The organism is Streptococcus sanguinis SK1 = NCTC 7863 (assembly GCF_000194945.1).
GTDB classification, from domain to species: domain Bacteria; phylum Bacillota; class Bacilli; order Lactobacillales; family Streptococcaceae; genus Streptococcus; species Streptococcus sanguinis.
Genome location: NZ_GL878507.1, coordinates 568,001 through 592,790, shown reverse-complemented (window position 1 = coordinate 592,790; position 24,790 = coordinate 568,001). Strand labels below are relative to the sequence as shown.

General features: G+C 41.9%; 22 protein-coding genes and 2 pseudogenes. 3 read left to right on the top strand and 21 right to left on the bottom strand.

Annotated features, from left to right (window positions below; genetic code table 11):
• Window positions 1-69: 69 nt before the first annotated feature.
• The 3 genes from HMPREF9378_RS07880 (at window position 70) to xerS (ending at window position 2,622) form a co-directional block, all read left to right on the top strand.
• Window positions 70-870 carry an alpha/beta hydrolase gene (locus tag HMPREF9378_RS07880; protein ID WP_002900361.1) on the top strand — a complete coding sequence of 267 codons (801 nt, stop codon included), beginning with the start codon at window positions 70-72 and terminating at the stop codon, window positions 868-870.
• 52 nt (window positions 871-922) lie between these two features.
• Complete coding sequence (locus tag HMPREF9378_RS07885) at window positions 923-1,366, top strand: MepB family protein (protein WP_002913567.1); 444 nt, start codon at window positions 923-925, stop codon at window positions 1,364-1,366.
• 185 nt (window positions 1,367-1,551) lie between these two features.
• Window positions 1,552-2,622, top strand: coding sequence for a tyrosine recombinase XerS (gene xerS, locus HMPREF9378_RS07890; RefSeq protein WP_002913566.1), 1,071 nt, complete (start codon window positions 1,552-1,554; stop codon window positions 2,620-2,622).
• An 86-nt stretch (window positions 2,623-2,708) separates the two neighbouring features.
• Here xerS and HMPREF9378_RS07895 read toward each other — a convergent pair whose 3' ends face one another.
• The 21 genes and pseudogenes from HMPREF9378_RS07895 to HMPREF9378_RS07990 all read right to left on the bottom strand — a co-directional run bounded on the left by HMPREF9378_RS07895 (window position 2,709) and on the right by HMPREF9378_RS07990 (window position 24,786).
• A complete protein-coding gene (locus HMPREF9378_RS07895; protein ID WP_002913565.1) occupies window positions 2,709-3,347 on the bottom strand; it encodes a hypothetical protein in 639 nt (212 codons plus the stop codon).
• A 165-nt stretch (window positions 3,348-3,512) separates the two neighbouring features.
• Complete coding sequence (locus HMPREF9378_RS07900) at window positions 3,513-4,502, bottom strand: lipoate--protein ligase (protein ID WP_002895497.1); 990 nt, start codon at window positions 4,500-4,502, stop codon at window positions 3,513-3,515.
• Window positions 4,503-4,568: 66 nt separating this feature from the next.
• On the bottom strand, window positions 4,569-6,275 hold the full coding sequence (gene lpdA, locus HMPREF9378_RS07905) for a dihydrolipoyl dehydrogenase (protein WP_002913561.1): 1,707 nt from the start codon (window positions 6,273-6,275) through the stop codon (window positions 4,569-4,571).
• A gap of 78 nt (window positions 6,276-6,353) precedes the next feature.
• Window positions 6,354-7,397: a dihydrolipoamide acetyltransferase gene (locus HMPREF9378_RS07910; protein ID WP_002913560.1), complete on the bottom strand. Its 1,044-nt coding sequence runs from the start codon at window positions 7,395-7,397 to the stop codon at window positions 6,354-6,356.
• A gap of 682 nt (window positions 7,398-8,079) precedes the next feature.
• Window positions 8,080-9,071: pseudogene (locus HMPREF9378_RS07915) on the bottom strand (alpha-ketoacid dehydrogenase subunit beta).
• An 18-nt stretch (window positions 9,072-9,089) separates the two neighbouring features.
• Window positions 9,090-10,058 carry a thiamine pyrophosphate-dependent dehydrogenase E1 component subunit alpha gene (locus HMPREF9378_RS07920; RefSeq protein WP_002900353.1) on the bottom strand — a complete coding sequence of 323 codons (969 nt, stop codon included), beginning with the start codon at window positions 10,056-10,058 and terminating at the stop codon, window positions 9,090-9,092.
• Window positions 10,059-10,280: 222 nt separating this feature from the next.
• Complete coding sequence (locus tag HMPREF9378_RS07925; RefSeq protein ID WP_002900352.1) at window positions 10,281-11,447, bottom strand: ATP-grasp domain-containing protein; 1,167 nt, start codon at window positions 11,445-11,447, stop codon at window positions 10,281-10,283.
• 12 nt (window positions 11,448-11,459) lie between these two features.
• Window positions 11,460-12,200, bottom strand: coding sequence for an esterase family protein (locus tag HMPREF9378_RS07930; protein WP_002902922.1), 741 nt, complete (start codon window positions 12,198-12,200; stop codon window positions 11,460-11,462).
• 32 nt (window positions 12,201-12,232) lie between these two features.
• Window positions 12,233-13,057 carry an alpha/beta hydrolase gene (locus HMPREF9378_RS07935; RefSeq protein ID WP_002902923.1) on the bottom strand — a complete coding sequence of 275 codons (825 nt, stop codon included), beginning with the start codon at window positions 13,055-13,057 and terminating at the stop codon, window positions 12,233-12,235.
• Window positions 13,058-13,172: 115 nt separating this feature from the next.
• Window positions 13,173-14,507, bottom strand: coding sequence for a methylenetetrahydrofolate--tRNA-(uracil(54)-C(5))-methyltransferase (FADH(2)-oxidizing) TrmFO (trmFO, locus tag HMPREF9378_RS07940; protein ID WP_002913557.1), 1,335 nt, complete (start codon window positions 14,505-14,507; stop codon window positions 13,173-13,175).
• A gap of 93 nt (window positions 14,508-14,600) precedes the next feature.
• Window positions 14,601-15,095, bottom strand: coding sequence for a hypothetical protein (locus HMPREF9378_RS07945; RefSeq protein WP_002913556.1), 495 nt, complete (start codon window positions 15,093-15,095; stop codon window positions 14,601-14,603).
• Between the two features lie 58 nt (window positions 15,096-15,153).
• The gene (gene topA / locus HMPREF9378_RS07950; RefSeq protein ID WP_002913555.1) at window positions 15,154-17,247 is read right to left on the bottom strand and encodes a type I DNA topoisomerase; all 2,094 of its coding nucleotides are present in this window, start codon (window positions 17,245-17,247) and stop codon (window positions 15,154-15,156) included.
• An 84-nt stretch (window positions 17,248-17,331) separates the two neighbouring features.
• The gene (dprA, locus tag HMPREF9378_RS07955; protein ID WP_002900343.1) at window positions 17,332-18,174 is read right to left on the bottom strand and encodes a DNA-processing protein DprA; all 843 of its coding nucleotides are present in this window, start codon (window positions 18,172-18,174) and stop codon (window positions 17,332-17,334) included.
• A gap of 130 nt (window positions 18,175-18,304) precedes the next feature.
• Window positions 18,305-18,868, bottom strand: a complete 564-nt coding sequence (locus tag HMPREF9378_RS07960) for a sugar O-acetyltransferase (protein WP_002913554.1) — start codon at window positions 18,866-18,868, stop codon at window positions 18,305-18,307.
• Window positions 18,844-19,687, bottom strand: a pseudogene (locus HMPREF9378_RS11510) (PRD domain-containing protein). Before HMPREF9378_RS11510 ends, HMPREF9378_RS07960 begins: the two are co-directional and overlap by 25 nt.
• Before the next feature lie 17 nt (window positions 19,688-19,704).
• Window positions 19,705-20,469, bottom strand: a complete 765-nt coding sequence (locus HMPREF9378_RS07965; protein WP_002913551.1) for a ribonuclease HII — start codon at window positions 20,467-20,469, stop codon at window positions 19,705-19,707.
• On the bottom strand, window positions 20,456-21,307 hold the full coding sequence (gene ylqF / locus HMPREF9378_RS07970; protein WP_002913550.1) for a ribosome biogenesis GTPase YlqF: 852 nt from the start codon (window positions 21,305-21,307) through the stop codon (window positions 20,456-20,458). The genes HMPREF9378_RS07965 and ylqF overlap by 14 nt, the downstream gene beginning before the upstream one ends.
• Window positions 21,308-21,448: 141 nt before the next feature.
• Window positions 21,449-21,787: an ATP cone domain-containing protein gene (locus HMPREF9378_RS07975; RefSeq protein WP_002895476.1), complete on the bottom strand. Its 339-nt coding sequence runs from the start codon at window positions 21,785-21,787 to the stop codon at window positions 21,449-21,451.
• 245 nt (window positions 21,788-22,032) lie between these two features.
• A complete protein-coding gene (locus tag HMPREF9378_RS07980) occupies window positions 22,033-22,632 on the bottom strand; it encodes a hypothetical protein (RefSeq protein ID WP_002900332.1) in 600 nt (199 codons plus the stop codon).
• 59 nt (window positions 22,633-22,691) lie between these two features.
• Window positions 22,692-23,627, bottom strand: coding sequence for a 4-hydroxy-tetrahydrodipicolinate synthase (gene dapA / locus HMPREF9378_RS07985; RefSeq protein WP_002902934.1), 936 nt, complete (start codon window positions 23,625-23,627; stop codon window positions 22,692-22,694).
• An 82-nt stretch (window positions 23,628-23,709) separates the two neighbouring features.
• Window positions 23,710-24,786, bottom strand: a complete 1,077-nt coding sequence (locus HMPREF9378_RS07990) for an aspartate-semialdehyde dehydrogenase (RefSeq protein ID WP_002902935.1) — start codon at window positions 24,784-24,786, stop codon at window positions 23,710-23,712.
• Window positions 24,787-24,790 lie beyond the last annotated feature (4 nt).

Below are 24,790 nucleotides of genomic sequence, written 5' to 3'. Positions count from 1 at the left end.
CAAAAAAACAAGTCGCATAACTAAGTTTTATGTGGCTTGTTTTTGGAAATATCAGATACGGAGACTAGAATGAAGCCTTTTTTGACTCAATTGATTCATCGACTTGCTAAAACCTTTCAAAAATTATTGAATAAGCTGCCTTCCCACCCTATTTCTCATCTACCTGCCAGCAAGGTCAAAATGAGTCCTATTATCATGATTCCTGGTAGTTCTGCCACGGAAAATCGCTTTAATCGAATGGTTAAAATGCTAAACCGCAATCAGCATCCACATCATAGTCTAGTCCGTATTAAAGTCTGGAATGACGGACACCTGACTTACCGAGGGCATTTGAAGCGCAAGGACAGAAATCCCATTTTTGTGGTTGGCTTTCAAAATAATCGCGATGGTTATGAAAATATCAATCAGCAGGCGGCAATGTTTGACGCTGCCTTGACTGTTTTGCGAGAGAAGTACTCTTTTAACAGCTTTAAGGCGCTGGGGCATTCTAACGGTGGTCTAATTTATACAGTATTCCTGCAGCAATATCTGGCAAACCATTCTGGGTTAGAGATGAAAAAGCTCCTGACTATTGGCAGCCCTTATAATCTAAACAAGAAAAATCTCAATCAACGAGTCCCGATGCTAGATGACTTTGTAGCCAATCAGGAAAAACTGCCTAAGAAGCTGCAGCATTTATCAATTTTGGGAATCTTTTTCCGAGATGGTGACGGAGTTGTCCATAAAAGCAGTGTAGAGGCCGGGAGCTTGATTTACGAAGGAAAGATTGCTTCACATAGAGAGGTAGTCATCGTAGGCAAGAATGCACATCATTCCTCCCTGCCGCAAAATGAGCAAGTAGTTGATTTGATTAAAGAGTTTTTATTCTAGTAATAATCTTACATAATTTAATTTTAGTAAAAATTAGAAAGACAATAAAACAATGAAAATGGTAGAGATTCTTCATAGGTATTATGGCGACTTAGATCTGATAAATGAAAAATGGAATGAAGACTATGAAAGCATTTTAATTAAGCCAAAGGATAATCAAGAATATAAAAGATGCCGTTTGGCAAAGAAAACACCCAAAAAAGAAGGATACTTTACAGTCTTTTGGAAAAAAGACCAAGACAACAAGAATATTCCTTATACTGATAGAGACTTGGGTGATGAACTGGTTATTGTCGTTATCGACGACTGTCATTGCGGTTTATTTATAATTCCCAAAGAGGTGGCTATTAGTAAAAAAATTCTTTCTACAAAGGATTGTAAAGGAAAGATGGCTATGCGGTTTTATCCGTCCTGGTGCACAAATTTAAATAAAACAGCTCAAGCAACACAAAAATTGCAACTGGATTATTTTCAAAAAATCGAATTAGAAGAATAAGTTTTAGGTAAAAAAAGACAGAGTTTAGTTTCTCAATTCTGTCTTGTTTTTATTATCTGTTATCTGTTTTGTAGTAAAGTTAGATTACTTACCTCCCTCTATTATCTTTCCGAAAAACTATAATTTTCTTGAAAAATATATCTAGATATGCTATACTACTATTATAGAAAAAACGGAGAAATGTGATGAGACGTGAACTGTTATTAGAAAGAATTGATAGACTTAAGGCCACTATGCCCTGGTACATTCTGGAATATTACCGGTCTAAGCTGGCGGTGCCTTATAGTTTTACAACCTTATACGAATATCTCAAAGAATATGATCGCTTTTTTAACTGGGTGCTAGAATCTGGTATAACGGATGCTTCGCATATTGCTGAGATTCCTCTCTCGGTCTTGGAAAACATGACCAAGAAAGACATGGAAGCCTTTATTCTTTATCTGCGTGAGCGACCGCTTCTCAATGCTAATACAACTCAAAACGGTGTTTCTCAGACAACCATCAACCGAACTCTTTCGGCTTTGTCCAGCCTCTACAAATATTTGACTGAGGAAGTTGAAAACGAGCAGGGTGAGCCCTACTTCTATCGAAATGTGATGAAAAAGGTTGCTACTAAGAAGAAAAAGGAAACTCTGGCTGCTCGTGCAGAGAATATTAAGCAGAAGCTCTTTTTAGGGGATGAGACGGAAGGATTTCTCCAGTATATTGATAGGGAGTACCCTAAGAAGCTCTCTAATCGCGCTCTGTCTTCTTTTAACAAGAACAAAGAACGAGATTTAGCCATCATTGCCTTGCTGCTAGCCTCTGGTGTTCGTCTGTCTGAAGCTGTTAATCTAGACCTGAAAGACATTAATCTCAAAATGATGGTCATTGAAGTAACAAGAAAAGGCGGAAAAAGGGACTCTGTCAATGTTGCTGCCTTTGCCATGTCCTATTTAGAAGAGTATTTAAGTATTCGGAGCAAGCGATACAAGGCCGAAAAGACTGATACAGCCTTCTTTTTGACTGAATACCGCGGCAATCCTAATCGAATCGATGCTTCCAGTGTCGAAAAAATGGTGGCCAAGTATTCCGAGGACTTCAAGGTGCGAGTGACACCTCACAAACTCCGCCACACGCTTGCTACACGTTTATACGATGCAACCAAATCTCAAGTTCTCGTCAGTCATCAGCTAGGGCATGCTAGCACTCAGGTGACCGACCTCTACACCCACATTGTCAATGATGAACAAAAGAACGCCTTGGATAAATTATAATATTACATAATTTAAAATATGTGAATTTAATATTAACAATAACAACAAAAGAGCGAAAATCTATTTTAGATGCTTCGCTCTTTTTCTTATAAAAATTCAATCCAATAGTTCCGATGTGGCTCGACAATCAGCGGTTTGCCCCAGAAGTGCTTGAGATGTTCTAGATTTGCTGCTGTAACTGGTCGATTTTTGGTGTTGTACTTTTCAGCGCTTTCTCTAGTTAGGAAACATTTGACTGCTTCGTAGGAGCCTTCTGCTGTCTCTCTATTCAACCCTTCGAAGCTAACTTCATCGCCTGGCTGAGGATTATCCGTGAAGAGTTTTCCGATAAAATAGACCGTTTTACTCTTCATCAGATCGTAAGCCTTGATATTTTCTATTCGATTATTAGCTGCTGCAAACATGATGCAAAAGCTGTCTACAAGATCCTTTAAGGGCAGCAGATCTTCCTTGGGAACGAAAACATCTACCATGTAGAGCCCGCCAATGACTAGGTTTTGGAAAGAAGGTTGCTGAATAACATTATCCAACGCCATACCAAGCGGTATTTTCACGGCTTGATAGCCTGATTTTTCAAATTCTTCTTTCTTTTTTTCATAATCTTCTGGAGATATGCTAACATAAAAATTGTCTGGATTAGGAGATGGTTTTTTCTTCAGAAAAGCTACAACTGTACGGTCCAACTGCTCAAACAGACCAAGGCTTTCTACTGGAACTTTCTGCATCAAGGCACCCCTTTCTCTGATTCCCTATCATTTTATCATATCTAGCATATAAAGCCTAGAGAAAACTAGCTGGTTAAGGAAACGTAAGAATGTTGTTGATTTGAAATAAACTCTTTACATGAAAAACCAAACTCTTTGAGAGCTTGGTTTTCTTTGTATTATATTTTAACCGACGATAGCTTCAGCAATCTCTTCTCTGCTGATTCCAGCAAAGTAGCGGCTAATATCAATCGTTTCAAGAGCTTTCAGGACATCTTCGCGCTCGTATTTAACACCGCGCAGCACATCTTCTACTGCTGCTACGTCCTCAATACCAAAGAAGTCTCCATAGATTTTAATATCCTGAATCTTAGATTCAACAACATTGGCAAAGATTTCTACCTTACCGCTGGTAAACTTGGTGCCACGGCGCACATTGTATTCAGGTGATTTACCATAGTTCCAGTCCCAAGTCCCAAACTTGCTATCTCTGATTTGCTTGATTTCTTCCAGTTCTTTCTCGGAAAAGACATATTCTGTCATTTCTGGATACTCTTTCTTCATATAGTCCAGAAGCAGGTCACGGAATTCTTCGACAGTAATCTTTTCTGGCAATTCATTGACAATATTGGTTACACGTGCACGAACGGATTTAACTCCTTTTGATTCGAACTTGTCTTTAGAAACCTTAAGCGCATTGGCCAAGACAGACAAATCAACATCAAAGAGTAGGCAGCCGTGGTGCATGATACGGCCGTTGATATAAGCCTGCGCATTGCCACAGAACTTCTTGCCATCAATCTCTAGGTCATTGCGGCCAGTGAATTCAGCCTTTACCCCAAGCTCTGCCAAGGTGTTGATAACCGGTGTAGAAAAACTCTTGAAGTCAAAGGCACGATCTTCACTTTCCTTAGAGATAATGGTGTAGTTGAGGTTGTTCAGATCATGATAAACAGCTCCTCCACCACTGATACGACGCACAACTTCAATGCCATGCTCACGAACATAATCACGGTTGATTTCTTCGATGGTATTTTGGTGACGTCCCACGATGATAGAAGGTTTGTTAATCCAGAGCAGGAAAATCTCATCCTCATCTAAGAGGTGTTTGAAAGCATATTCTTCCAGAGCAATATTAAAAGCTGTATCATTTGAGTAGTTAACAATGTATTTCATAAGCTACCTCTTTATACGATAGAGACTGGAACAATGATTTATGTCCAGTCTAATCTATCTTTTAAATTATTTTTTCTTAGGTGAGTGAACTGCTAATCCCAGTACATCTGCAAATGCTTCGTACATAACTTCTGAGAAGGTTGGGTGACCGTGAATGGTCTTAAGCATTTCTTCTACGGTGATTTCCATTTCAATGATGGTGGATGCTTCGTTAATCAATTCTGCAGCTGCAGGACCGATGATATGAACACCTAGGACCTCACCATACTTCTTGTCAGCAATGACTTTAACGAAACCTTGAGCCGCGTCTGAAGCGATAGCACGGCCGTTAGCAGCGAAGTTGAACTTACCAATCGCTACATCATATTTCTCACGAGCTTGCTCCTCTGTCAAACCAACTGCTGCTACTTCTGGCAGGGTGTAGATGGCTGCAGGCGTCAGATTGAGTTTAGCAACATGGTGGTTACCTTTCAGAGCATTTTCAGCAGCAACTTCACCCATACGGAAGGCTGCATGAGCCAGCATCTTAGTACCATTGATATCACCTGGTGCGTAAATACCTGGAACGGAAGTTTCCATGTACTCATTAACTTTGATACGGCCGCGATCCAGTTCGAATTCAACCTCACCGATACCTTCTAAATCTGGCACACGTCCGATAGAAAGCAGAGCCTTATCTGCTAGAATATCTTCTTTTCCTTCAACCTTGATACGGAGTTTGCCATTTTCTTCGATGATTTCTTCCAACTTAGTTTCAGTCAGGATTGTCATGCCCTTGCGCTCCAAGATGAGGCGAAGATTTTTAGAGACTTCTGCATCCATAGCTGGTACGATGCGGTCCATCATTTCGATAACAGTGACTTTTGAGCCAAATGTCATGAAGGCTTGTCCAAGCTCAATACCGACAACACCACCGCCGATAATTACCAGATTTTCTGGCACTTCGTTCATTTCCAAAATATCATCACTGGTCATAACAAGAGATGATTCCATACCAGGAACATTGATCTTGCTGACTTTTGAACCACCAGCAAGGATAATCTTCTTCGTTTCTAGCAGCTCGCTGCCGTTTACAAGAACATTCTTGTCTTTAGTAATGGTACCAATTCCTTTATGAACATCTACGCCATAGCTGCGGAGAAGACCAGCAACACCTCCAACAAGCGTATTGACAACCTTGTTTTTGGTTTCCAGGACCTTGTCCATGTCTACTGTGAAGCTTGGGTTTTCGATGATGATACCACGGTTAGCAGCGTGACCAAGGCTTTCAATGATTTCAGCATTGTGCAGGTAAGTCTTTGTAGGGATACAACCACGGTTCAAGCAGGTTCCGCCGAGCTCAGACTTCTCAACCAAGGCAATCTTACCACCCAGCTGAGCTGCTTTGATAGCCGCTACATAACCAGCAGGACCGCCACCGATAACAACGATATCGTAAGCATCATCACTCTTATCTTCAGCTGTGCTGGCTGCCGCTGTTGCAGGAGCTGGTGCTTCCGCAGGTGCAGAACCGCCTGCTGTTGGGATATTTTCTCCTTCTTCTCCCAAGTAACCGATGACTTCCGTCACTGGAACAGTTTCACCGTCACCTTTGAGAATAGCAATCAGGTAGCCGTCTTCTTCGGCTTCCAATTCCATGCTGACCTTGTCAGTCATGATTTCCAGAAGGATTTCCCCTTCTTTGACAAATTCGCCGACTTTTTTATTCCATTGGACAATTTGCCCTTCGGTCATATCCACGCCGGCTTTTGGCATAATTACTTCTAAAGCCATTTTTCTTTCCTTTTCTAATTTAATTTTTCATTTGCTGAGTGTTTCGTTTCTTTACTTTTTAAACTAGCAAAGAAAATCTTATACCAACATTGAAATTGGGTCTTCAATCAAAGCCTTCAAGTCCTTCATAAACTTAGCTCCAGCCATTCCGTCAACTACACGGTGGTCAATGGTCAAGCCAAGACTCATAATTGGACGGATAACAATTTCGCCATTAACAACGACAGGTTTTTCTACTGTTGAGCTTACACCCAAGATAGCAGAATTTGGCTGGTTGATGATAGGACCGAAGGACTGAACACCAAACATACCCAAGTTACTGATTGTGAAGGTTGAGTTTTGCAGCTCGCTCGGAGCTAACTTACCTTCCAAGGTACGTCCGATAACATCTTTAAAGGCTACCACAAGTTCTGATAGGCTCATTTTTTCTGCATTGTAGACAACTGGTGTCATCAGGCCATTATCCATACCGACTGCCATTGAAAGGTTGACATAGTTGTGAGTGATAATGGTCTTGCCGTCCTCTGTCAAAGTTGAGTTGAGGTAAGGATGCTTCATCAATGTCTTCACAACCGCCAGCGAAAGCAGGTCTGTGACAGTTACTTTCTTGCCAGTTGCTTCCATGATTGGATCCAGCACTTTTTTACGCAAGGCCAGCATTTCTGTCATATCAACATCATAGTTGAGGGTGAATGTTGGCGCCGTCAGGTAAGATTCTACCATCCGCTGAGCGATAACTTTCCGCATCGGCGTCATTGGAATACGCTCAATTTCACCGTAAGGAGTGACATTATCAGGCACTTCTTCCACTTTTTCAATTTGAGCAGGAGATTTGATTGTATCGCTCTCAACATTCTCAGGCAAGAAAGCAAGAACATCTTTCTTCATAATCTTGCCACGATGGCCAGTTCCTTGAATCTCTTGCCAAGCAATATTGTGTTCTTGGGCAATTCGTTTTGCCAGTGGTGAAATGCGCACCACATTTGTATCTTTATAAGTTTCCACGTCTTCTTTGTGGACACGACCGTTTGCGCCTGAGCCAGAAACATCATAGAGGTTGATTCCCAAATCATCCGCTAACTTTCTAGCTGCAGGAGTCGCTCTTAGCTTATCATCAGCCATGACCTCTCCAATTCTAATTATGATACTAAGGGCGTAAAAAAAGCGACTGAAAAATAAGAAATCAACGCTGGCTTCAATGAAACCAAGAAGATTTATCTTTTTTCCGAGCTTTTAGCCCGTGTTCGAATATAAGATATTAAGGATGCAGAGGGCAATGAAAAAATAGGAGATTGACGCTGTGTTCGATGAACACAAGGAAATCTATCTTTTTTTCGCAGTCCTCCGTCCGAATTCAGTTCCAGTCATACTAAGGGTGTTAACAATCAAAGTGAAAATAGAAAACTTAACAAAGAAATTTTAGTTTCGAGAAAAGTTTATTTTTCACAAAGACTTTAGCCCGTGTTCAACTCTACAAGTAACTTGGATACGAAACTTATCTCAAGTTACTACGGTTAACGCTATCTGCGACCAACCTAGTAGACTTACTAAGTCGTTCGTCGAATATTATCGATTCGACTCTCTCCTGTTGCAACTCTACAAACAACTTGGATACAAAACGTATCTCAAGTTACTACGGTTGCCGCTATCTGAGACTAACCTAGTAGACTTTCTAATACTCAACCGAATAACGATTTTCTGCAATTAGAAAATTCTAAATCTCATTAAACCTCTACACAAGATTAGATTACATAAAATAATTTATGTAATCTAATTCGTGAGAAAGCCTTTTCTTTATTATACCTTATTCTTTATGATATGTCTTCCGAATAGCGTCTTTAATGCTTTCAACAGTCGGAATCATCGCGTTTTCCAAGTTTTGCGCATAAGGCATTGGCACGTCTTCACCTGCACAACGGCGGATTGGGGCATCTAGATAGTCAAATGCTTCAGACTCAGAAATAATTGCTGAAATTTCACCAATGAAACCGCTAGTTTTGTGGGCATCATTAACCAAAACGACCTTACCAGTCTTCTTAACAGAATTGATGATAATATCCTTATCAAGCGGCACCAATGTACGTGGATCAACCACTTCTACAGAGATACCTTCTTCTGCTAATTCTTCAGCTGCCTGCATGACACGGCGAAGCATTTTTCCGTAAGTAACAACTGTTACATCAGTACCTTCTTTTTTGATTTCACCCACGCCAAGAGGGATTACATACTCAGGATCCAGTGGCACTTCGCCTTTTTGGTTAAATTCAGACTTATATTCCAGGATAATAACCGGGTTGTTGTCTCGGATAGAAGCTTTGAGGAGGCCTTTCATATCGGCAGGCGTGCCCGGAGCTACCACCTTAAGACCTGGAATGTGGGTAAACCAAGATTCCAAAGACTGAGAGTGCTGAGCCGCTGAGCCAACTCCATTACCTGCTGCACAGCGGACAGTCATTGGGACCTGTCCTTTTCCCCCAAACATATAGCGAGTTTTAGCGGCTTGGTTTACAATAGCATCCATGGCAATTACAGAGAAGTCCATAAAGGTCATGTCTACGATTGGACGCAGCCCTGTCATAGCTGCTCCAGCTGCTGCTCCAGAAATCGCTGCTTCTGAAATCGGACAGTCACGTACACGCTCTGGACCGAACTCTTCCAGCATACCAACAGATGTTCCGAAATCTCCACCAAAGACTCCGACATCTTCTCCCATCAAGAGTACATTTTCATCGCGACGCATTTCCTCAGACATAGCGAGGATAATGGGTCACGAAAAGACATAGTTTTAGTTTCCATTTTCTTTTTCTCCTCTCTTTAGTCTGCGTAAATATCTTCAAAGGCAGATTCAAGCGGCGGGAATGGGCTTTCTTCTGCAAACTTCACAGATGCTTCTACTGCTTCTTTGACTCCAGCTTGGATAGCTTCCAGCTCTTCCTCGCTTGCAATCTTGTTTTCCAGCAAGTATTTACGAAGATTTTCGATTGGATCCTTCTTCTTCCATTCTTCTACTTCTTCACGAGTACGGTATTTACCTGGGTCAGAAGAAGAGTGTCCCAACCAACGATAAGTGACGCTCTCAATCAAGACAGGTCCTTTACCACTGCGAACATAATCCACAGCTTTTTGGAAGCCTTCATAAACATCCAGAACATTATTGCCATCCTCGATGAACATACCTGGAATTCCATAAGCTGCGCTGCGCTCGTGTATGTGCTCTACATTGGTCATTTTCTTGATGTCGGCAGAAATACCATAGCCGTTATTGATGCAATAGAAAATTACTGGTAGATTCCAGATAGAAGCCATGTTGACTGCTTCGTGGAAGACGCCTTCATTGGTAGCACCGTCACCAAAGAAACAGACAACAATCTTACCTGTCTTCTGCATTTGCTGGGTCAAGGCTGCTCCGACAGCAATTCCCATGCCGCCACCTACGATACCATTAGCACCAAGATTTCCAGCATCTAGGTCAGCAATGTGCATAGAGCCGCCTTTTCCTTTACAGGTACCGGTGTATTTCCCTAGGATTTCCGCCATCATTTCATTGAGGTTGATTCCTTTAGCGATAGCTTGACCATGCCCCCGGTGGTTTGAAGTCAGCAAATCATCCTCATTCAAAGCCAGCATAGCGCCAACATTGGCTGCTTCCTCACCTACTGAGAAGTGAGTCATCCCAGGAACCTTTCCTTTTTTTACAAGTTGAGCAATTTTTAAGTCCATGCGACGGATTTCTTCCATCTTACGGAACATCTCTAACAAAAGATTTTTATCTAAAGTTGCCATTTTTTTGCCTTTCTAAGCATAATTCTTCTATTTAATTCTATCTAAAGCTGTAAGCACTGTCAAAACTTTTGCTCACTTATATTTCACAAAGAAAAACCAGTCAATCCATTGGATAAACTGGTTTTCGATGCCAAAATAGAAATTTCACAAACTTTTTGTGCTAGAGTAGTTTTTACTACTTTGAAACTGTTATACGAAAATAATAGCAGAGCATGCTTTTGATTAGTCCTCCTGTTTAGCAAAATCTGCAATCATCTGCTCCATCTGCTCTCGACTTGGAGTTGTCAACATATAGAGGTAGTCACCTTGCAGCTCCGCAAATGCAGCAGGCATGTCTTTCTTAACCTTGAAATTATCTCTGTATTTCTCCAGCAAGTCAGCCTCAGGGTAAGCATAGTTCGTTGATGCACGGCGTGAGGTTGCCAGACAATACAGTGGCTCCATGTGTGCTGCTGGGAAAGGCTCTCCTGCTACAATCGCTGCATAGCCTCTGTAAAGATCGATTGAGTGGGCGAAATTATAGACATCAATGGTAAAGCCGCCAGCTGGACGGTTATTATACTCAATGGCTACATAATCATCACCATCGCGAAAGAACTCAATATGGAAAAAGCGTTCTTTCATGCCGAAAATTTTAACAATCGCTTCTCCATAAGCACGCAGTTTTGGATCCATATCCTTGAGAACGTAATAGGAATTGTCCATCTTATAGATCATCAAATCCAGTGGTGTATGGGCATAGTCAAAGGTGGTTGCAAAGACGATCTGACCATCCTTATCTACCAAACCGTCAAAAGTACAGATTTCGCCAGACTGGACAAACTTTTCAAAGAAATAAGCAGTCTGATGATCCCATTCTTGCTTGAATCGTTCGACATCTTCTGCTGTTTCCAATTTAAAGGTTGCAGCTGCTCCTACTCCATTATCAGGCTTGGCAATCAAAGGTAGACCAAGTTTCTTGACAGCCAAATCAGCACCAGCTTCTGTGTTAACAATCTGACCTGGAACGACTGGAACACCTGCTTTTTTAAAGAGCTTCTTCATCTCTGATTTGAACTTGGTCTTTTTCAAGTCTTTTGGTTTTGCTCCAAAGACATTGAATTGCTCACGCAACTCAGCGTCCAGTTCCAGCCAGTATTCATTATGAGACTCAATCCGATCAATAGGTCCATGCTTGTAGAAGAGAAAGGCCACCGCTCTTTTGACTTCGTCAAGATTTTCAAGATTTTCTACTCTGAAATATTCAGTCAATGAATCCTTCAAAGGCTGATCTAGCTGATCATAAGGCTCCTGACCGATTCCCAGAACAGTGATCCCTTTGTTAGCCAATTCTACAGTAAACTGCTGAAAATTTTGCGGATAATAGGGAGAAATAACGATATAATTCATAGGAAACCTCCTTTAAAGATTGAGTTCATTGAGGAAATATGGCATTTGCTTACGCCACCAAATCCAGTCATGGGAAACATCATGGCCCCATTCAGCAAACCAAGCTGGAATATTCTTATGCTCAAAAGCTTCTTTCAGCGTGTAGAAGGAAGGAAGGCCATCCTGCTCCCAGTCGCCCAAGCCAGTACAAACGATAATATCAGCCTGTCGATAGCGGTCAATAAACCAGCCATCATTTTGGTTCCATATATAGTCAGCTGGTGAGTTTTGATAAATGACTTCGTCGTTCAAATTGTCACCGACAAAGAAACGTGCATCATAGACACCACTGAGGGCAATCACTTTATTGAAAACATCTGGATGCTGCAGGAAGAAATTAACAGCATGATAAGCTCCCATGGAGCAGCCTGTCGTCATCATAGGGTCAAACCAACCCGTCTTATGCTTGACAAACGGAATCGCCTCTTCGATGACATAACGTTCATAGGCACGATGCATTTCTGCGCGGTCGTGAGGATGCTTCCAGTCCGCCAACCAACTTTCACTATCAACACTGCTGAGAGTGAAAAACTGGATCTTACCGGCCTCAATAAAACCTGCACAGGCCTCAATCATACCGAAGTCAGCATATTCATTATGGCTGCCGCCTGATGATGCGAAGACTATAATCGGGAGTCCAGCATGGCCATAGCGATTGACATACATTTCACGACCTAGATTGCCGCTCCAATGACTTAAAAATTCTACATGCATAGTTTCTACCTCTTTCTCACTGTTTGACTAGCTTACCATTTTTCGCTGATAAAACGGAAACAGTCTGGCAAGTGCTCTGCCCAAGCGATCTCGTTGTGAATAGCTCCAGACTGGATCTTAATCTGGATATTGGACAAATCTACCCCAGATACAAGTAACTGCCGGAAATAGCTGAGCGATGAATCAATATAGGCCTGCTTGATATTGCCAGCCATCAATGTCTTATCTGTATCATCAGCCTCTTCCGTCCCAACATAAATGAAAACTCGCTGGTCTGCCTGAAGTGTCTTTCTCTCAATATAACGGTCAAAAGCTTCCTGATGCAGCCAATTTGCAGACGAAAAGATGCCCAGACAGCCAATCTGATCTTGGTATTCAACACCGATAAACTGGCTGATATTTCCCCCAAGAGAAGAGCCAATCATAGCCGTATGCAACCGATCCGACTTAGTTCGATAATGCTGATCGATAAAAGGCTTGACAACTTCCATGACAAACTCCGCATACTCCGTTCCCTTGCCGCCAAACTGAATGCCGGGAATATTGGACTCTTGGAACTTCCAAGCTGAATACTCATTCATGCGCCGTTGGCCATCGTTGTCAATAGCCACGACAATCATTTTCTCAATATCTGGATTACGCTTGATTGTCGGAATGACTTTCCACGAATGGCCGCTGAAAGACTCTTTGCTATAAAGAACATTTTGTCCGTCATGAAAATAAACAACGGGATAGGTCTTATTTGTATCCTGGCTATAGTTCTTTGGAAGCAATACGCGGACACGGCGTTTTTGCTTAGTATAAGGAACGACCAACTCATGTGTTTTCATTTCAAGGTAAAAATAGGATTTATTCATTTTCAGAAAACTTTCTATTTTCAAAATTTTTATTTATTATATCACAAATTAAGCAAAAAAGTTAGGAATTTCCTAACTTTTTAATGATTTTTATTAGATAATGATAGAAAATAGATTATTTATCCAAATAAGGCTGTAAATCCTGCAAGGCTCGCTCAGCAATTTTCTCATAGCGCTCTTTCTTGTCACGAATCCGAGGGCCGTCCAGCTCTTTGATAATGCCAAAATTGACATTCATGGGTTGGAAATGCTTGCTGTCAGCATGGGTAACATAATGTGGCAGGCTGCCGATAGCTGTTGTTTCTGGAAAAACAAGTGCTTCTTCTCCCTTGAAGAGTCGAGCAGCGTTAATACCAGCAACTAAGCCTGAAGCTGCTGACTCGACATAGCCTTCAACTCCAGTCATTTGACCTGCAAAGAAAAGATTTGGCAGTTTCTTAGAGCGGAAAGTCTGTTCAAGCAGATTTGGAGAGTCCATATAAGAGTTTCGATGCATAACACCATAGCGGACAAATTCTGCATTCTCAAGGCCAGGAATCATTTGAAAGACCCGCTTTTGCTCTCCCCACTTGAGATGAGTTTGGAAGCCAACGATGTTGTAAAGACTACCAGCTGCATTATCCTGACGAAGCTGCACCACCGCGTATGGCGTCTTAAAATCTCCGTCACGAGGCCCTTGGTAGTCATCTGGATATTCTAAACCAACCGGCTTCATCGGACCGTAAAGCATGGTTTTAATGCCACGTTTGGCCATAACTTCAATAGGCATGCAGCCTTCAAAGTATTTTTCTTTTTCAAAGGAATTGAGTGGTGCTTCCTCAGCATTGACCAAAGCATCATGGAAATTCATAAATTCTTGCTTAGTCATCGGCGCATTGAGATAGGCAGCTTCGCCCTTATCATAGCGGGATTTGAGATAGACCTTGCTCATATCAATGGTATTGACATCAATAATTGGCGCTGCTGCGTCGTAGAAATAAAAACCGTCTCCTCCATTGAGCGCGTGGATTTTTTCTGCTAAAGCATCACTGGTCAAGGGTCCTGTCGCAATAACTGTGATGGCATCTTCAGGAATTTCAGTGATTTCTTCGCGAATGACCTCAATCAATGGATGGTTAGTCACTAGCTCCGTCACCAGCTGCGAAAAGCCTTCTCTATCAACAGCTAGAGCACCACCAGCGGGCACTCGAGTCGCTTCTGCTGACTTTAAAATAACCGAGTCCAACCGTCGCATTTCTTCCTTGAGCAGACCGACTGCATTGGTCAGCGCATCTCCTCGCAGAGAGTTCGAGCAGACCAGTTCTGCAAAGTCCGATGTTTTGTGTTGCGGAGTTGATTTGACACCCCGCATTTCATAGAGTTTGACTGGGATGCCACGCTTGGCAATCTGGTAAGCTGCTTCACTGCCAGCCAGACCAGCACCGATAACATTGATATAGGATGATGACATGATACTCTCCCTTGGATATTTCTAGATTTTCACTCTGACCATTATAACAAAAAGATAGTAAAAAAGACAGACAGGAGGATTCCTGTCTGTCCGTCATTTTGTCATTTTTTCCAAATAAGCAATCTTAGCAAAATCCTTATGATTGTTATTTTCATTTCGGTAAGAATCTTGGGAAGAAGCACGGTAGATAGCTAAAAATTGATCTGCGGTCGGAACTAGAAACTCAACACCTTCAACTTCTTTTCGAGTCAGCTCCGCTATTGATACACCCGAAAACGCCTCCAAGGTCTCCATGGCTCCAAACTCAATAGATAGATCTTCTTTTTGAAATTCATGCTCGTGCAGATCGACTAAGCGATAGCCCAAGCGCTCCATCATAGGCTCAATCTTGTCCATATCATAAATACGCTCTTCGTCTGGTACTTCCCAGCCACGCTCATCACCGTGAACATGAATATCAATATCCCGCGCCTGCCAGTCCTGACCAGTAACCTGCTCCAGCCCCAAGGAGCCCATCAGCAGTGGAACAATTCCCATCTTGTTCAGTTGAGACGCGATTTTTAGAAATTCTGTAAATTTATCTGTCATAAAACTGCACCTCTTCTTCAGGAGAAAATACTTTACGTAGTATAAATTATGTAAAAAACTATTTCACTTTTTCTTCTTCGTAATCTCCATTGCTGCAGACCACTTGCTTGCCGCCACCACGAATTTTCTTTTCAATCAGATAATGGTCACATTTTGGACAGTTCCGACCGACTGGCTTGTCCCAAGATGTGAAATCACAGTCTGGATAACGATCACAGCCATAGAAAATGCGATTTCGCTTAGTCTTACGCTCGATAACTTGACCTTTCTGGCACTGTGGACAGGTCACGCCGATCTCCTTGACAATAGCCTGAGTGTGACGACAGTCTGGGAAATTGCTGCAGGCATAGAACTTGCCAAATCGACCTAACTTAATGACCATGGGACTGCCACAGACCTCACAATCAAAACCAGCCGGTTCGTCCTTGATTTGGATTTTCTCCATTTCAGACTCAGCTTTAGCTACTTCCTTTTCAAAAGGTTGATAAAACTCGTCAATAACTTTCTGCCACTGCTCTTTTCCAACTTCTACATCATCCAGTTTTGCTTCCATTTCGGCTGTAAATTTCACATTTACGATGCCTGGGAAGAATTCGACAATCAATGAATTGACAATCTCACCTAATTCCGTCGGCTCAAAGCGCTTGGAAACCAGCTTAACGTAATATCGTTTCTGAATAGTCTCAATTGTCGGTGCATAGGTAGACGGACGACCAACACCATTTTCTTCTAAAGTCTTGATGAGAGTCGCTTCAGAATAACGTGCAGGCGGCTGGGTAAAGTGCTGTTCTGGATTGGTATTGACTCGCTTGACTGTATCCCCCTTTTCCATATCTGGCAGCATTTTATTCTTGTCAGAGTCGTTGTAAATAGCCAGATAACCATCGAACTTGACCTGACTGCCATTGGCGGCAAATTGGACACCATTTTGCCCCAACTTAACATTCATAGTATCAAAGACTGCTGCTGTCATTTGGCTGGCTACAAAACGGTTCCAGATTAGAGTATAGAGCTTAAGCTGATCCTTGTCCAAATACTTTGCGATGCTTTCTGGAGTATTGAAAACGCTGGAAGGGCGAATTGCCTCGTGGGCATCTTGAGCGCCAGAGGCGTTCTTAGCCTTGCTGCCATGTTTGGAATATTTGGCGCCAAATTTATCCGTGATAAAGCTTGCTGCTTCATTCTGCGCTACCGGACTGATACGAGTCGAGTCGGTACGCATATACGTAATCAGACCTTGTACGCCAGAACCGATATTAATCCCCTCATAGAGCTGCTGAGCCACCATCATGGTCTTACGAGTCCGGAAATTAATCTTATTAGCAGCATCCTGCTGCATAGAGGAAGTCGTGTAGGGCAGCGGAGCATTGCGTCGACGCTCTTTCTTTTCGACACTGTCGACTGTAAAGTCATCACCCTTGAGGTGAAACAGAACTTCTTTGACCTCATCGTTGTTGGTCAGCTTCATCTTTTTACCATTCATGCCGTAAAAGCCGGCCTGGAACTGACGAGTTCCTTTCTTGAAAGTTCCGTCAATTGTCCAGTATTCTTCTGGTTTGAAGGCATTGATTTCATTTTCCCGGTCGATAATCAGCTTGAGGGCGACAGACTGCACCCGACCAGCTGACAGGCCTTTTTTGACTTTCTTCCAGAGAATAGGAGAAATAGAATAACCAACCAAGCGGTCCAAAACTCGACGAGCCTGCTGTGCATCGACCAGATCCATATCAATCTGGCGGGGCTCTTTAAATGCATTCTTGACCGCATCTTTGGTAATTTCATTGAAGACGACACGGTTTTTCTCTTTCTCATCCAGATTCAGAATGTGAGCCAGATGCCAAGAAATAGCTTCTCCTTCGCGGTCCGGGTCACTTGCCAGAAAGACTTGCTTAGCTTTCTTCGCTTCTTTTTTTAAGTCATTAATCAAGGGACCTTTACCACGAATATTGATGTATTGCGGCTCATAGTTGTTCTCAAAATCAATGGACATAGTAGACTTTTTCAGGTCACGAATATGCCCGACACTGGCTAAAACCTTATAATTTCGTCCCAGATATTTTTCTATTGTTTTTGCCTTAGCAGGCGACTCTACGATGACAAGATTTTTCTTGGTCGTAGACTTTTTCTTTGCTTTTGTTACCAATTTAGACACCTTCTATAAGAAATAAATCTCATAGAGTTTAAACTATTTTTTGATAGATGTCAACTGCTAACTTTTCTTATAGGAAAACTTGTTTTAAAAATCAAACTCAGAAAGGACGTCAGAGCCTGATGTGATGCACTTTGCACCCTCTTGAATCAAATGATGGCAACCGTCAGATTTTCCATCTAAAATTGACCCCGGAATAGCAAAGACATCCCGCCCTTCTTCCATGGCTCGCTCACAGGTAATCAGACTGCCTGAACGCATCTTAGCTTCTGCCACGATGACGCCTCGACAGAGACCAGCGATGATACGATTTCGCTCTGGAAAATGAAATTTCAAAGGCTGTTCACCTGGACCATACTCTGTCAGCAATAAATGATTTTTGCCAATGTAAGCTTGTAATTTTTTGTTAGCCTTGGGATAGAAGACATCTAATCCCGTCCCAATGACAGCAATGGTCTGACCTCCGTTTTGTAGAGCAGCCATGTGAGCTGCTGTATCAATCCCTCGAGCCAGCCCGCTGACGATAACCAATTCATTATTTAGCTCTTTGATAATCTTTTGTACTGAGGCATTTCCTTGCTTGCTGCTGTCTCTACTGCCAACGACCGCAGCTTTGGGCAATTCTAGTAGATTTAGATTTCCCTGATAAAATAACAAAGTCGGGGCATCGTAAATTTCACATAAATCCCAAGGATAAATATCATCCAAGATAGAAAAGGACGGAAAAAGTTCAAATTCTTCCTTCAAAGCTGGTAAATCAAGCCTCTTGTATTTCTCTATAAAGAGTGCAGGATTGCGGCACTCAGATACGACAGCCTTATCTCGCAGAGAAAGCTTGCCATCTCTACTCTCAGCATATCTCAAAACATTTAAAACCTGATGATTAGTCAAACCAGCTTTTTTCATTTTATAAATCTCAAAATTATTCATTTTTTCACCTCACTTTCTTATTCGTAAAAAGTTCAAAAAAAGAACTGCAGTACAGTTCCTTCTTTACGATTCTATTAAATTTGATGTTGTCATTAGCCGGTCTCCTTGCCTATTGCCTTTAACACATCTTTTATTCTTTATGAACAGGGATTTCCTTAATAATCTTAGCAGGATTACCAGCCAAGACTACATTGTCACCAAAAGACTTGGTCACAACCGCTCCTGCTCCGACTACCACATTATCTCCTAGCGTCACGCCTGGCAGAATCGTCACACCTCCGCCAGCCCAAAAGTTATCACCAATAGTGATTGGTGCTCCGTACTCAATACCGGAATTTCTTTCCACTGAATCAAGCGGATGAAGAGGTGTCAGAAGCTGGCAATTTGGACCAAGCAAAGCATTATCTCCGATGCGAATCGGGCAAACGTCCAACATAGTCAGATTCCAGTTAGAATAAAAATTCTCCCCTAGATGAATATTGATTCCATAATCACAGACCAAGTCAGGCTTCATAGCAAGATTCTCCCCTGTGCTGCCAAACCATTCTTTGATAATAGCCGTGCGTTTGACACTGTTTTGTTCTTGGTTAAAACGATATTGAAATTCCTTTGACCTTGCTGCCAATTCTCTTAATTCACTGTCTTGTGGTCGGTAAATCTCTCCAGCAATCATTTTTTCGTATTCGCTTTGCATATCATCCTCCTTTTCATGCGTGACAAATGGATAGTCAGGTACAGTTGTTCATCCTCTGATGTTTGGTAATTTCTGGTTTGCTTTAAAAATTCAGCAATCTTCCTAGTTGTCTCATAAGCCAAGGGATACTTACATTTAAGTAAGTCAAACATCTCATTGTCCTCTAAATCACGGTGGCCTCTATCAGTCAGAACTCGCTCACAGAAAAATTTTAGATGGGTCATGAAGCGCTCAAGGTAGATGTCTTCCTCGTCTAAAGAAATTTCCAAACTGTACTTGACAATGGTCATGATTTCCTCCATCATCATAGTCAAATCACGCGCAGCACCGTCGCCATTTTCCAGCTCTGCATTGACCAAGGTCAGCGCTATAAAAGCTGCTTCATCCTCTGGAAGTTCCTTACCGATATAAGCGCTCAAAAGCTGTTTGGCATACTGACCAACCTCAAACTCGATAGGAAAAAAAGCGTCTAATATCCCACATGAGGAAATTCTTGAGGTCAATATCATCATCCAAGCGCAGCAAGACTCCGTGGATATGATCTGCCATCGCCAGAAAAGCAGTGTCTTTGAGCTTCTTCTGCAGTTTCTCCCTTGCGAAAGAAATAATCTTATCCGACATTTCCATGACCTCTGCTGGCAACTCCATCAGAAGCTGTCGTCTATTTTCTGACAAGACATACTTTTTCTCAATCAGCTCATCTGGAATCTCCTGGCCAACTTTTCGACCAAAGGCTAGTCCTCGCCCCATGAGAATAACTTCTTCTTGGTCTTCTTCAGAAATCACCACATTATTGTTTAAGATTTTACTGATTAGCATGCCTCACCTCTTCGTGCCTATTCACACATAGATTTTACGGGTTCAAATGTCTTGCGATGAATAGGAGTTACGCCGTGTCGCTCCAAGCCCTGCAAGTGGCTCTTAGTCCCATAACCAGCATTTTGCGCAAAATCATAACCAGGATATTCCTTGTCGTAGTCTGCCATCAGCTTATCCCGAGTGACCTTAGCAACAATACTAGCTGCTGCGATAGACAGAGAATTGGCATCTCCTTTGATAATGGACTCTTGCGGGATATCAATATCTAACTTCATAGCATCAATCAGCAGATAATCTGGCTTGAGACAAAGCTTAGACAAAGCCTCTTTCATAGCAAGCTTGGTCGCTTCGTAGATATTGACTTGATCAATAATCTCATTGTCTATCAGGCCAACACCGACTGCCAAGGCTTTATCCATGACTGCTTGATAGATATCTTGGTGCTTTTTCTTGGGTATCTTCTTGCTGTCGTTGAGCCCCTTAATCTTACATCCTGGAGGTAAGATAACAGCTGCAGCGACAACAGGTCCAGCTAGAGGACCACGACCGACCTCATCAATCCCAGCGATTGCCCGAAAGCCGGTTTGATAAAGCTCTTTTTCATACCGTAGCATCTGCTCCAGACGCAAATCCTCGTCCAACTCCGCCTGAATGACTCTTTTACGCTTTTCAATCGCCTTTTGAACTCCGCTGCGCAAATCATTCGCCGCTTCTGCCAGAAAAGGATCAGCCAAATCAGTCACTAACTCTAAACGTTGCTGGATTTCTTTAATCGTTGCCATCTAGTTCTCCAACCGTATCCAAGCAATAACGGCCTAGCTTGCCATCGCGGACATCTTTGACAAAAAGGCTATAAAAGCGATCATAGTCATCGCGGAAGCCAAGTTTTTGGGTCATATCCATAATCATGTCTGGCGCTTCTTGGCTTAGATCCAGCTGTTTGAAGCGTGCTGTCAGCTCTTCAGGATAATGCTCCTTAAAGTAATTGAGGCCAAAAATCGTCACCTCATCCATAGGCAACAGATTATCCTTAATAGCTCCAGTCAGGGCAAGCTTGAGAGCAACAATCTCATCTTCAAACTTAGGCCAGAGAATCCCTGGTGTATCTAAGATTTCCAAGTCTTTATTTGACTTGAGCCATTGTTGACCCTTGGTCACACCTGGCTTATTCCCAACAACAGCGATTTTCTTACCAGCTAGGCGATTCATGAGGGTTGATTTGCCAGCATTGGGAATACCGATTATCATGGTACGCAGGGTTTCGATGCGAATTCCTCTTTCTTTCTGACGCGCCAATTTATCAGCCATAAGCTTCTTAGCTGCATCTGTTACTTTTTTTACAGCAGATTGCTCTTTGGAATTAATAGATAAGGTCGGAATCCCCTGGCTTTCAAAATAGCTCCGCCATTCTTTAATACGAACAGGGTCAGCCAAATCAGCTTTGTTTAAAATCAGAAGCTTAGGTTTATCGCCCACAATCTTAGTCAGCATAGGATTTTGACTGGATAAAGGAAGTCTGGCATCAACCAGTATCGTCACAAAATCAACAAACTTAATATTTTCCTGTACCTGTCTCCGTGCCTTAGACATATGCCCCGGAAACCATTGAATCGTTGCCATAATTTATCCTTTCAACGAATATCATTGATAAAATTTTATATCTTTACCTATTTTAACATATTTCTAGGATTTAAGCGGGTGAATTCTAAAGCGATACTCTCTACCTCGAGAGCGAAAAAAGCCCTAGCGGGCTTTCTAACTTTATCTTACTTGCTCAAAATGCAGATGCACAGCGATATGATCTCCATAGCCATTGCGCTCTAAATCGCGTTGCAGGCGATAGGAGATATAATGCTCAGCAATAGTAATATAACCTGCACCCAAGAGGCGACTTTCAACCATGGACTGAATCATGCTAATCGTCGCACGTTCAACCTTAGCTTCTTCCAAATCCAGAACAACTTTCTTTGTAACCTGCGCTAAATTCTGACGCAAATCATCTGTCAACACATAGACTGTCTGAGCTGCCTTTAAAACTGCTTGATAAATTTTATCTGGGTCAAATTCTACAACCTCACCACTCCGTTTAATAACTTGCATAAAAAACTCCTTTTATAATATATATTTCTAATCTAATGTAAGTCTCTAACATGACTGCTGCCAATCCAATTATCTATAAGCCTGCTCAAAAGGAAATCTCAAAGCCAGACCATACCTTGATATTATATAATTTTTTCCAATATTTTTCAAAGGAAGCTCTCTTTTTTATATGCTCTTCAAAAACTATCAGATTCTGAATTCACTTTTCAGTTTAAGTCAATACAACTAAAATAACAAGCCAAACACTATGTATCGGATTTCTCTAATGTTATGTCCTGTCTTTTATAACGATAGTGCATTTTCCAATGATTTTCAGATACTTCTTCTAAACTCAATGTTTTGTTAATAGCCTTAAAGGACAATTTTTCTTCTTCAACTCTCTTTAAGAGCTCAACTAATAACTCTCCTCCAGCATTCAGAGAAATTAAACTATCATCCTCACTATCATATTGAAGTAAAATTTTCTTTGTTGGTTTGTGAATGATGTTATAAAGATTGAAAGCTTTATCAATTTCAAAATTTTTCTCTTTGTCAGCCACCATTGACAAACTGTGCAGCTCCAACTGACCGATTTTAAAAGCTCCAAAGAGACTGAAAACTATCCCTAACGCAGCAAGTGTTTCCCAGATGAAAGAGAAAAGTTTCAAATCCCAGTCCGTTATCAGTATTAGAAGTAAATAAATAATTCCTAAAACAGATCCAAGTAAAATCAATCCTGAACCATAGCAACCTGCCTTATCACCAGTTCGGATAACTGGCTTATCATAAACTTTTTTGCCCTCAAGTTTTTCCAGTCTATGCTTATCCTTATACTCCTCAATTCGTTCACTATGTTTTTCTGTCACAATTTTCAATTCTTTCTTTATTATTTTTATTATGTCAATCCTAAAACTACTTCTATAAATCAATAATCCGGTCTCAGAACACCTTTAACAGTCTCTTTGGTTGCTTGGTAATCGCCATCAACCACGACCTTAATAATGCGTTTGGCATCTTCTTCGGGTGCAGGCACAAGAGGTAAGCGGGTTGGACCAGCTGCAAATCCTAAGTAATTAAGGACTGCCTTGACAGGGGCTGGACTTGGATAAGAGAACAGTGCATTGACTTTAGGGATAAATTTCCGTTGGATAGCTGCTGCTTTTTTGATGTCATTGTGCTCAATGGCATCCAGCATTTCAAACATTTCATCTCCATTTGTGTGAGAAGCAACTGAAATAACTCCATCAGCCCCCAGATTCATAGCATGAAAGGCATCGCCATCCTCACCAGTATAAATTAGAAACTCCTCTGGACGATGCTCAATCAGATAGGCCATATTCGCCAGACTGGTACATTCTTTAACGCCGATAATATTTGGATGTTCTGCCAACCTTAGCATAGTCTCAGGTGTCATCTCAACAACTACCCGGCCAGGTATATTGTAGATAATGATAGGCAGGTTTGAAGCATCCGCAATGGCTTTAAAATGCTGATACATCCCTTCCTGAGAAGGTTTGTTGTAATAGGGAACGATAGCCAAACCAGCTGCAAAACCACCAAATTCATCTACTTCTTTTACGAATTCGATAGAGTCGCGCGTTTCGTTGGTACCGACACCGGCAATCAAAGGGACACGCCCCTTGACAACTTTTTGAACTGCCGCAAATAGCTCCAACTCTTCATCGTGGGTCAGAGTTGGACTTTCTGCAGTCGTTCCAGCCAGCAAAATCCCATCCGTATGATGAGCCAAAAGATGCTCAATCAAGTCTGGAATAGCTTCAAAATTGATGGAACCATCTTCATGAAAAGGAGTAATAAAAGCTGTGATGATTTTACAGTTTTTCAAATCCGCATACGCCATAAACTTACCTCTCTTTATTATACGAAAAGAGGGTTGAAAGAACGATTATTCAACCCTGTGCTGTCAAGTTTCCTTGGTCACTTTATTTTAATTCAAAAACAACTTCTGCTGTTGGACGAACTAAACCACGCTCATGCAGTGTCTCTGCGATTTGAACAGAATTCCAAGCTGCCCCCTTAAGAAGATTGTCTGAAACAACCCACATATGAATTCCTTTTTCTGCATCTAGATCCTTACGAATTCGGCCAACAAAGGTTTCTTTCTTACCAACCGCATTGATTGCTTGCGGATAAATCTGATGAGCTACATCATCCTCCAGAACAGCACCAGGAAAGGCTGCGATTGCTGCTTTTACCTGATCAATAGGTGCTACTTCCTTAGTCTCGATGTAAACAGACTCCGAGTGGGCAGACAAAATTGGAAGACGGACACAAGTCGCAGAAACAGCAATAGAATCATCTTCCATGATTTTCTTAGTTTCCTTGGTCATCTTCATCTCTTCATAAGTGTAGTCGTTATCTGTAAAGACATCAATCTGAGGTAAGGCATTAAAGGCAATAGGATAATGTTTTTTATCGCCGCCGCATGGCAGGATATTGGCTTCCGCATCCTTAGGATTTACACCATCATTGAGAACAGAGCGTAATTGTGCTTGGGTTTCAAGAATGGCTCCCATACCTGCACCAGAAACTGCTTGATAGGTAGACACGATGATACGCTCCAGACCCCATTGCTGACGAACAGGCTCTAAAGCTACCATCATCTGAATTGTCGAGCAGTTAGGGCAAGCGATAATTCCCTTGTGCTGATCTAAGGCATGGGCGTTGACTTCTGGAACAACCAGAGGAACATCAGGATTTTGACGGAAATAAGAGGTGTTATCGACCACTACCGCTCCAGCTTTGACTGCGTAAGGAGCGAATTTTGCTGAGGTAGAACCACCAGCTGAGAAGAGAGCAATATCTACACCTTCAAAAGCCGTCTCGGTCGTCTCTTCGATAGTAATATCTTGTCCCTTGAACTGGAGAACTTTACCAGCTGAACGAGCAGACGCCAGATAGCGTATTTTATCAATTGGAAGGCTAGATTCTTCCAGCATTTTAATCATTTGAGATCCAACGGCACCAGTGGCACCTACTACAGCAACTGTATATCCCATGCGA